Origin of the sequence: Kluyvera ascorbata ATCC 33433, assembly GCF_000735365.1 — a bacterium.
Classification (GTDB): Bacteria; Pseudomonadota; Gammaproteobacteria; order Enterobacterales; family Enterobacteriaceae; genus Kluyvera; species Kluyvera ascorbata.
Genome location: NZ_JMPL01000140.1, coordinates 1 through 10,456, shown reverse-complemented (window position 1 = coordinate 10,456; position 10,456 = coordinate 1). Strand labels below are relative to the sequence as shown.

The following is a 10,456-nucleotide window of genomic DNA, read 5'->3' as shown; positions in this document are numbered from 1 at the left end:
CCACATAATGAATGAAGCTCATTCATTATGTGGCGAGTACAGAACAGATGCAAGCCAGACGAGCCTCCAGGATGAGACAGAAAATGAGTTTGCGATTGTGTCCATGAGCATGCAGAAATGCGTTATACAGTGTACTCTGCCTGGATAACGCGCTTGTTGGCGATCGGATAGCATTTCTGAGCCAGCGCATCGGCGGATATAACAGTGTCCTCCAGAGAAAGACGTATACTAGTTAACACATTGAACGTTCGGTGATTTTTCATGAAAAAACTGTTTGTGCAGTTTTACCTTTTACTGTTTGTCTGCTTTCTGGTCATGACCATGCTGGTTGGGCTGGTCTATAAGTTCACCGCCGAACGTGCTGGCCGCCAATCGCTCGACGATTTGATGAAAAGCTCTCTGTATCTGATGCGCAGCGAACTGCGAGAAATCCCACCGCGCAACTGGAGCAAAACGCTGAACGAACTGGATCTCAACCTGTCGTTCGACCTGCGCATTGAGCCGCTCAGCAAGTTTCAGTTGGCTGAAAGCTCCATGCAGCATCTGCGGGCGGGCGATATTGTGGCGCTCGACGATCAGTACACCTTTATTCAGCGCATTCCGCGCAGCCACTATGTGCTGGCCGTCGGGCCGGTACCCTATCTGTACTTTATGCATGAAATGCGGCTGCTTGATATCGCTCTCATGGCGTTTATTGCTATTTCACTCGCCTTTCCTGTCCTTATCTGGATGCGTCCCCACTGGCAGGACATGCTACGGCTAGAAAGTGCCGCCCAGCGCTTCGGTGAAGGTCATTTAGGCGAACGCATTCACTTTGACAGTATGTCCAGCTTCGAACGTCTTGGGGTCGCCTTTAACCAGATGGCTGATAACATCAATGCGCTCATTGCCAGCAAAAAGCAGTTGATTGACGGTATCGCCCACGAACTGCGTACGCCGCTGGTGCGTTTGCGCTATCGCCTGGAGATGAGTGAAAACCTGACCGAGGCCGAATCGCTGGCGCTCAACCGCGATATCGGGCAGCTTGAAGCACTGATCGAAGAGCTGCTGACCTACGCCCGCCTTGACCGCCCACAGACCGAACTCTCTCTGACATCGCCAGACCTGCCGCAGTGGATCACCGCGCACGTTGAAGATGTTCAGGCCGTCAACCCGCAGCGTGAAGTCACCGTTAATCAGATAACACCAGGGGATTACGGCGCGCTGGATATGCGCCTGATGGAGCGCGTGCTGGATAATTTGATTAATAACGCCATGCGCTACAGCCAGTCGCAGATTCAGGTCAACCTGACGCGCAATGGCAGCGTGGCGTGTCTTCAGGTCGATGATGACGGCCCTGGCATTGCTGAAGGTGAGCGCGAGCGCGTATTTGAGCCATTTGTTCGTCTCGACCCTAGCCGTGACCGGGCCACCGGCGGCTGTGGTTTAGGGCTGGCCATCGTTCACTCAATCGCCGTAGCGATGGGCGGACAGGCGCACTGCGACGTCAGCCCGTTGGGCGGTGCCCGATTCAGCCTGACATGGCCTATCTACCACCACATTTCCCTGCCCGCGGCTAGCTGACCACGGTTTGCACGGTGCCTGATTCTGGCTTATAGTTAGCGGCATTAATAGTATGTTGTAACTAATTAAGATACGGAGAGCGAACTATGGCCAGCTACGACCTCGTGGAGCGGTTAACTGACACCTTTCGTCAGATAGAACACCATCTGCTGGAACTGCGCGATGAACTCTCCGACTGCCGCCTGCTCACCGCGCGAATATTTGAACTACCGGAAGTGAAAAAAACGGCCGAGCACGCCCCGCTCTCCCAGATTCAGGTCGTTCAGCATCTGGGGCAAACCGCATTTGAAATGGCGCTGAAGCATTTTAACCATCTGTTTATTCAGCAACAGTCTGAGAATCTCAGCAGCAAGGCTGCGGTGCGTCTTCCCGGCGCTATCTGCCTGCAGGCAACGACCGAACAGCATGAAGCGCTCATTGCTCGCGTGCAGCACATCAATACGTTAAAGACGACGCTGGAACAGATAATCACCGTCGATTCCGGCCTGCCGCCAGTGGCGCGCTTTGAATGGGTGCACCGCTATATTCCCGGTTTGATTACCCTCAACGCCTACCGTTCACTCACCCTGCTCTCCGACCCAAGCACCATTCGTTTTGGCTGGGCGAACAAACATATCATCAAGAACTTAACTCGCGATGAGGTGCTGGCGCAGTTAGAAAAAAGCCTGAAATCTCCGCGCGCGGTACCGCCGTGGACGCGGGAACAATGGCAATCGAGGCTAGAGCGAGAATACCAGGATATTGCCGCACTGCCACAGCAGGCGAAGTTGAAAATTAAGCGCCCGGTGAAGGTGCAGCCGATTGCCCGCGTGTGGTACGCGGGTGAGCAAAAACAGGTGCAGTACGCCTGCCCCGGCCCGCTGATTGCGGTGATTTCCGGGCGTAACGGCGTTAGCGTGCCGGATCTTGGCGAACTGCTGAACTACGATGCCGATAACGTACAGCACCGGCACAAGCCGGAAGCGCAGCCGCTTAAACTCATGATTGAGCGGCTGCACCTGTGGCTAGCACCGGATTAAGCGCCGCTGACCTGACTGCCGACCATCTCTTCTGGCCGCACCCAGCGGTCAAACTCTTCGGCGCTGAGATAGCCTAACGCCAGCGCCGCGTTCTTCAACGTCAGCCCCTCTTTATGCGCTTTCTTGGCAATCTCCGCCGCTTTGTCGTAGCCGATGTGGGTGTTCAGCGCCGTCACCAGCATTAGCGACTCATTAAGCAACTGATCGATACGTTCACGATTAGGCTCAATTCCCACCGCGCAGTGTTCGTTAAAGCTCTCCATGCCGTCAGCCAGCAGGCGCACGGACTGCAGCACGTTGTGGATAATCATCGGGCGATAAACGTTAAGCTCGAAGTTGCCGGACGCGCCGCCCATATTGACCGCCACATCGTTACCCATCACCTGGCAGCACAGCATCGTCATCGCTTCACACTGGGTCGGGTTTACTTTACCCGGCATGATGGAAGAACCCGGTTCGTTTTCTGGAATGGATAGCTCGCCGATGCCGCAGCGCGGGCCGGAAGCCAGCCAGCGCACGTCGTTGGCAATTTTCATCAGCGATGCCGCCAAGCTTTTCAGCGCGCCGTGCGTATGCACCAGCGCATCACAGGTGGCTAATGCTTCAAATTTATTCGGCGCGGTGATAAATGGCTGCCCGGTCAACGATGCCAGTTCTTTGGCCACGCGAACCGCATATTCCGGGTGGGTATTTAACCCTGTTCCTACCGCCGTGCCGCCTAAGGCTAACTCGCTCAGGTGCGGCAGGCTATGCTCAAGGTGGCGGCGATTGTGCTCCAGCATCGCCACCCAGCCGGAAAACTCCTGGCCCAGCGTCAACGGCGTGGCGTCCTGTAGGTGGGTGCGGCCAATTTTGACGATGTCACGGAAGCTTTCCGATTTCTGGCGCAGCGTCTCCTGCAATACCGCGAGCTGTGGCAGCAGATGCTCGCGCAACGCAATCATTGCCGCCACGTGCATCGCCGTGGGAAAGACATCGTTCGAGCTTTGGCTTTTGTTCACGTCATCATTCGGATGAACCTTACGCGACATGCCGCGCTCGCCGCCGAGCAGTTCGCTGGCGCGGTTAGCCAGCACTTCATTCATGTTCATATTGCTTTGGGTGCCGGAGCCGGTCTGCCAGATAGCCAGCGGAAACTCATCAGGATGCTGATCTTTCAGGACTTCATCGGCGGCCGCCATAATGGCATCGGCCTTTTCCGCCGCTAACAGGCCTAAATCCAGGTTAACCTTAGCTGCCGCGCGCTTGGTCAGCGCCAGGGCATAAATCAGCGAAAGCGGCATTTTCTCGGTGGAGATACGAAAATGCTCCAGTGAGCGCTGGGTTTGCGCGCCCCACAGTTTGTCAGCGGGAACCTCAATCGGCCCCATAGAATCGCTTTCGCGGCGTGACGTTGTCATTACCTTCTCCTTGAATTCAAAGTGATTGTGAAGTGACATTGCTCTTGCGAAAAAGATAAGTATGGACGGAGAAACAAAAACCGCCCCGAAGGGCGGCAAAAGAGATTACTTCACGCAGCGGGCGCACTGCGACGCCTGAATCTGCTGGAAGAAGTCGTTGCCTTTGTCATCCACCAGGATAAACGCCGGGAAGTCTTCCACTTCAATTTTCCAGATAGCTTCCATACCCAGCTCCGGGTATTCCACGCATTCCAGACTCTTAATACTGCTTTGCGCCAGTACCGCCGCCGGGCCACCGATGCTGCCGAGGTAGAAGCCGCCGTGCTTATGGCAGGCGTCGGTCACCTGCTGGCTACGGTTGCCTTTCGCCAGCATGATCATGCTACCGCCTTCCGCCTGCAGCTGGTCGACGTAGGAGTCCATACGCCCCGCGGTGGTTGGGCCAAGGGAACCAGAGGCATAGCCTTCCGGCGTTTTCGCCGGGCCTGCGTAGTAGATCGGGTGATCTTTAATGTACTGCGGCAGCCCTTCGCCTTTGTCCATGCGCTCTTTCAGCTTGGCGTGCGCAATATCGCGACCCACGATGATAGTACCGCTCAACGACAGGCGCGTGGAGACCGGGTACTGGGACAGCTGCTTAAGGATGTCGCTCATCGGACGGTTCAGGTCAACCTTCACCGCTTCGCCTTCGCCAGCTTTACGCAGCGACTCCGGAATGTATTTGCCTGGGTTGTTTTCCAGTTTCTCAATCCAGATGCCGTGGCGGTTGATTTTGGCTTTGATGTTACGGTCAGCGGAGCAGGAAACGCCCATCCCGACCGGGCAGGACGCGCCGTGACGCGGCAGACGCACCACGCGGATATCGTGAGCGAAGTATTTGCCGCCGAACTGCGCGCCTAGCCCTAAATTCTGCGCTTCGACCAGCAGCTCTTTTTCAAGCTCAACGTCGCGGAATGCCTGGCCGTGCTCGTTACCTTCGGTTGGCAGACCGTCGTAGTACTTGGTCGACGCCAGCTTAACGGTTTTCAGCGTGGCTTCTGCCGAGGTACCGCCTATCACAAAGGCAATGTGGTACGGCGGGCAAGCCGCGGTGCCGAGGGTACGCATCTTCTCAACCAGGTAATTTTTCAGTTTGGCTGGGGTAATCAGCGCTTTGGTTTCCTGATAGAGGTAGGTTTTGTTCGCTGAGCCACCGCCTTTGGCGATGCACAGGAACTTATATTCGTCGCCATCGACGCTATAGAGGTCAATCTGCGCAGGCAGGTTGGTGCCGGTGTTGACCTCTTTGTACATATCCAGCGGGGCGTTCTGCGAGTAGCGCAGGTTATCTTCGATAAACGTGTCGTAGACGCCGCGAGCCAGGGCCGCTTCATCGCCACCGCCGGTCCAGACGCGCTGGCCTTTTTTACCCATGATGATCGCGGTGCCGGTGTCCTGACAAGTTGGCAGGATACCTTTCGCCGCGATATCTGAGTTACGCAGGAACTGCAGCGCCACGTACTTATCGTTTTCGCTGGCTTCCGGGTCGTTCAGAATATCGGCCACCTGCTGCTGGTGGGCGGGGCGAAGCATGAAGGAAGCATCGTGGAAGGCGTGTTTAGCAAGAAGCGTCAACGCTTGCGGGGCAACTTTGAGGACTTCCTGACCTTCAAATTCTGCGACGGAAACGTAGTCGTTGCTTAACAGGTAATACTCGGTCTCATCCTTTTCTAACGGAAAAGGATCCTGATAATAGAAAGGTTTATTCGACATTGTACTCTCACTTACTGCTTTGATGATGTTATGAAGGGCAGTCTTTCCATTTGCCCAGGTTAAAAGCGAGTTACCCTATCGTACACAATTTTTTAACAAAAACTGAGACAAGTACGACTTTTTATTTCTACGGCATACGGCAGCGCATTTTTTTGCTTTAATACGACCCAAAGAATCCACATTGAAACAGGGCTTGATAATGCAAAAACTCATCAACTCAGTGCAAAACTATGCCTGGGGTAGCAAAACTGCGTTAACGGAACTCTACGGAATGGCCAATCCTGACGGTCTGCCAATGGCTGAACTCTGGATGGGCGCACATCCGAAGAGCAGCTCAAAGATTACCGACAGCCACGGTGCCGTGCAGTCGTTACGCGACGTTATCGATGCCGATAAGACCGCGCTGCTGGGCGCTAACGTTGCCGCCCGTTTTGGCGAATTACCTTACCTGTTCAAGGTGCTTTGCGCCGCACAACCGCTCTCTATTCAGGTCCATCCGAGCAAAAAAGCAGCGGAAGTGGGTTTTGCGAAAGAAAACGCCGCCGGGATCCCGCTGGATGCCGCAGAGCGTAACTACAAAGATCCAAACCACAAGCCGGAGCTGGTGTTTGCGCTCACGCCGTTCCTGGCAATGAACGCTTTCCGCGAATTTGCGGAAATCGCTACGTTGTTGCAGCCGGTTGTGGCTGCCAATCCGCTTATCGGTGAGTTTATCGCCGAGCCAAACGGCGAACGTCTGAGCGCGCTGTTTGCGGGCCTGCTGAATATGCAGGGTGATGAAAAAGCGCAGGCGCTGAAGGTGCTGCGCACGGCGCTGGAAACCCAGCAGGGTCTTGCCTGGGATGCTATTCGCCTGATTGCCGAATTCTATCCGGATGACAGCGGCCTCTTCTCTCCGCTGCTGCTCAACATCGTTCAGCTCAATCCGGGTGATGCGATGTTCCTGTACGCTGAAACCCCGCACGCTTATCTGCGCGGTACCGGCCTTGAAGTGATGGCAAACTCCGATAACGTACTGCGTGCGGGTCTGACGCCGAAGTATATTGATATTCCGGAACTGGTCGCTAACGTCAAATTCATCGCAAAACCGTCTAATGAGCTGCTGACCCAGCCTGAGCTGCGCGGCGATGAAATGGACTTCCCGATCCCGGTTGAAGATTTTGCTTTCTCCCTGCACGCTCTGGGCAACAACGCTGCAACGTTGACTCAGGACGGTGCCGCCATTCTGTTCTGCGTTGACGGCGAGTCTGTACTTAGCAAAAACGACCAGCGCCTGGTGTTAAAACCGGGTGAATCTGCCTTTGTTGCGGCGAATGAATCACCGATTCAAGTCAGCGGTAACGGTCGTTTAGCGCGTGTATATAATAAGTTAAAGTAAATACTGAAGTTTCAGGACAGGCTTGCTACTCTTTTGCATAGCCTTATGACTCGACCAGGCGGCTTTCCCGCCTGGTTTCATTTTTATGGATAAAATACTATGAAAAAAACGCTGGTTGCCGCAGGTATTATTGTCGCTTTAGGGGTGGTCTGGACAGGTGGAGCCTGGTACACGGGCAAACAACTGGAATCGCATATTGCGGATATGGTCTCTCAGGCGAACGCCCAGCTTAAGCTGAGCGCACCGGAAGCCGGTCTTGAGATTAGTTATCAGGACTACCAGCGTGGTGTTTTCAGCAGCCAACTGAAAATGGTGGTGAAGCCGCTGGCCGGCGCTGAAAATTCATGGTTAAAAGCAGGTCAGAGCGTGATTCTGGATGAGTCCGTTAGTCACGGTCCAATCCCTCTGGCGTCGCTGAAGTCCTTCAACCTTGCCCCAGCGATGGCAAGCGTGAACACCGTACTGGTTAACAATGAAGTGACTAAGCCGCTGTTCGACCTCGCCAAAGGGCAATCCCCGTTCGATATCAACACCCGCATCAGCTACAACGGCGACACAGAGTCCGCCATTGCGCTCAAACCGCTGGATTATGAGAAAGATGCCGAGAAGGTCACCTTTAGCGGCGGCGATTTCGTACTCTCTGCGGATAGCCAGGGCAGCCTGGTGTCGCTGACCGGTGAAGCCAAAAGCGGCCAGGTCAATGCGGTTAACGAATACAATCAGAAAGTTCAGTTCATCTTCAACGGCCTGAAAACCGACGGCTCCAGCAAGCTGACCTCGTTTGATGAGCGCATCGGCGATCAGACTCTCTCCCTGGAGCGCCTCGCGGTCTCTGTTGAAGGTAAAGATCTGGCCGAGTTAACCGGTATGCGTATTGCCGGGAAGTCTTCCCTGACGCCTGACGGTAAAAAATTAACAGCCAGCTCGATTACACGCTGAATAACCTCAAGCTGCAGAATCAGGATTTCGGCAGCGGGCAGCTCACGCTGAAGGTTGACGGTATCGACGGCGTGGCAATGCATCAGTTCAGCCAGCAGTATCAGGCACAGACCCAGGCGCTGATGGCGCAGCCGGATCTGGCGCAAAACCCTGAGCTGTATCAGCAAAAAGCGGTCGATGCGCTGTTCAGCACTCTGCCAATTCTTCTGAAAGGCGAACCAGTTGTGACACTGTCACCGCTGAGCTGGAAAAATGCCAAAGGCGAAAGTTCACTGAACCTCTCTCTGGCTCTGAAAGACCCTACTCAGGCCACTGGTGAAGCCACCACGCTGGCGCAGCAGGTCGACCGCGGCGTGAAATCACTGGATGCCAAACTGTCTATCCCAATGGATATGGCAACCGAGCTGATGAGTCAGGTCGCGCGTCTGGAAGGCTATCAGCAGGAAGATGCCACTAAATTAGCTACGCAACAGGTTCAGGGTCTGGCGGCGATGGGCCAGATGTTCCGTCTCACCACCACTCAGGACAACGCGATCAGCAGCGGCCTGCAGTACGCTGATGGGCAGGTGACGCTGAACGGGCAGAAAATGCCGCTGGAAGACTTTGTCGGGATGTTCGGTATGGCGGGCCTGGCCCAGCCGGAAGAACCCGCAACCATTCCTGCACCATAATCAAAAAAAGCGCCTTTTCAGGCGCTTTTTTATTACCGTAATCGGTGGTTTCATGCCCGACAGCGCTACGCTTATCAGGCATGACGTATAACGTAGCCCGGCCAAGCATCGCGACGCCGGGAACGTGCTCAGTACCCTATTTCCTCGCCACCAGCCGCGGCGGCATAATCAGGTTTCTGGCCGCCCCTTGCCCGGTATCAATGCGCTGTAAAATCCGCTCGGCAACGCTTTGCCCCATCTCGCGCGCAGGCGTGGTAACCCAGGTCAGCGGCACATCGTCCAGCGCCTTTTCCGGCACATCGGCAAAAGCCGCCAACGCCACGCGCTGTTCAAAATAGCTCTCAACGCTGTCTTCACCGCTCTGCTTACCAGCCCGCATCAGGCCAAACCACGCCCCCATGGCAATCACGCTGTTGTAGCACAGCACGGCGCTAATCGTCGGGTTGTGCCGCAGCAAGCCGGTAATCGCTTCCGACGCCTGCTTCTGGCTAGACTCACACTCCAGCACCCATTCACTATGGAACGGCAAACCATACTTGATGAGCGTAGAACAGTAGCCGCCGACTCGTTCCGCGCGGGTCAAGGATGAGCTTTGTCCACCGAGCCAGGCAATGCGCTGATGGCCCCGACGAATCAGATGTTCGGTCACCAGTTGCGCCGCCTGCATATTGTCCGGGCGAATAATATCAACTTCATCGAGGTAGCTCGCGCGAGAAGCGAACACCAATGGCGTTTCGGATTCTGCCGCCTTGGCCCGCAGTTCAGCGGCCTGGTCGACCGAACCGGCGATCACCACGCCGTCAACGCCCTGAGACACCAACGCATCGAAACGTTGCAGCATCTGCTCGCCCCGCTTTCCGCCCTGGGTCAGAAACACCATTTTACCCTGAGACTCGAGAGCGGCGGTCATTCCCGCCGTTAGCTCGGCATAAAACGGCGACGAGAGATCGCCGACAATCAGGCCAATCACTCCCGTCTGCCCGCCGCGCAATGAGACGGCCTGACGGTTGCGCACAAACCCCAGTTGGTCAATAGCCTGGTAAACGCGCTCACCCGTCGCGGAAGAGATTCGCCCTTTACCGCTGAGAACCAGCGAGACGGTACTGACGGATACACCGGCCGCCAGTGCAACATCGTTAATGGTGACTTTTTTTGCAATCGCCATGGTTCCAGCGGGGCTCCTTTTGCTCAAGAGATAAAACGTTTTATCAATACACGTACTTTATAAACCTTATTATCACTTGCTTTTGTGATTTGTTTCTCACTAAAAAATGGTAAAACGTTTTATCTTCCTGTCCCAAGATTGTTAGAAACCCTTTTTTCAGGATTAAGGAGTCGTTTCATGACGGCGAATACCGCACCAAAAGTCACCCTCTGGGAATTTTTCCAGCAGCTTGGCAAAACCTTTATGCTGCCGGTTGCCCTGCTTTCCTTCTGCGGGATCATGCTCGGAATCGGCAGTTCGCTAAGTAGCCATGATGTCACCACGCTGCTGCCGTGGCTTGATACGCCGTTCCTGCAAGCCGTCTTTATCTGGATGAGCAAAGTCGGCTCCTTCGCGTTTAGCTTCCTGCCGGTGATGTTCTGTATCGCCATTCCTCTGGGGCTGGCTCGCGATAACAAAGGCGTTGCGGCTTTTGCCGGTTTCGTAGGCTACGCGGTGATGAACCTGGCCGTTAACTTCTGGCTGACCGCCAAAGGTATACTGCCAACCACCGACGCGGCGATTCTGAA

7 protein-coding genes and 1 pseudogene are annotated in these 10,456 nt (G+C 55.1%); 5 read left to right on the top strand and 3 right to left on the bottom strand.

The genetic code is table 11. The features are described from left to right. Window positions 1-261 precede the first annotated feature (261 nt). On the top strand, window positions 262-1,563 hold the full coding sequence (gene rstB, locus GKAS_RS20860; protein ID WP_035897087.1) for a two-component system sensor histidine kinase RstB: 1,302 nt from the start codon (window positions 262-264) through the stop codon (window positions 1,561-1,563). Between the two features lie 86 nt (window positions 1,564-1,649). Then, complete coding sequence (gene tus, locus GKAS_RS20855) at window positions 1,650-2,582, top strand: DNA replication terminus site-binding protein (RefSeq protein ID WP_035897085.1); 933 nt, start codon at window positions 1,650-1,652, stop codon at window positions 2,580-2,582. On the opposite strand, the gene fumC is transcribed toward tus, so the two are convergent. Together fumC and fumA are read right to left on the bottom strand one after the other, a co-directional pair. Continuing rightward, window positions 2,579-3,982, bottom strand: coding sequence for a class II fumarate hydratase (gene fumC / locus GKAS_RS20850; RefSeq protein WP_035897084.1), 1,404 nt, complete (start codon window positions 3,980-3,982; stop codon window positions 2,579-2,581). The genes tus and fumC overlap by 4 nt on opposite strands. A gap of 105 nt (window positions 3,983-4,087) precedes the next feature. Further along, the gene (gene fumA / locus GKAS_RS20845; protein ID WP_035897082.1) at window positions 4,088-5,734 is read right to left on the bottom strand and encodes a class I fumarate hydratase FumA; all 1,647 of its coding nucleotides are present in this window, start codon (window positions 5,732-5,734) and stop codon (window positions 4,088-4,090) included. Between the two features lie 199 nt (window positions 5,735-5,933). Between fumA and manA the strand changes: the two genes are divergently transcribed. Continuing rightward, complete coding sequence (gene manA / locus GKAS_RS20840) at window positions 5,934-7,112, top strand: mannose-6-phosphate isomerase (RefSeq protein WP_035897081.1); 1,179 nt, start codon at window positions 5,934-5,936, stop codon at window positions 7,110-7,112. A 99-nt stretch (window positions 7,113-7,211) separates the two neighbouring features. Continuing rightward, window positions 7,212-8,722: pseudogene (locus GKAS_RS20835) on the top strand (YdgA family protein). 136 nt (window positions 8,723-8,858) lie between these two features. Here the strand turns inward: GKAS_RS20835 and GKAS_RS20830 are convergent. Beyond that, window positions 8,859-9,887 (bottom strand): Mal regulon transcriptional regulator MalI, encoded by a 1,029-nt coding sequence (locus GKAS_RS20830; RefSeq protein WP_035897078.1) that lies wholly within the window; start codon window positions 9,885-9,887, stop codon window positions 8,859-8,861. Between the two features lie 177 nt (window positions 9,888-10,064). Here GKAS_RS20830 and GKAS_RS20825 point away from each other — a divergent pair. Continuing rightward, window positions 10,065-10,456 (top strand): PTS transporter subunit EIIC (locus GKAS_RS20825; RefSeq protein WP_167540430.1); only part of this gene is annotated, 392 nt, incomplete at its 3' end.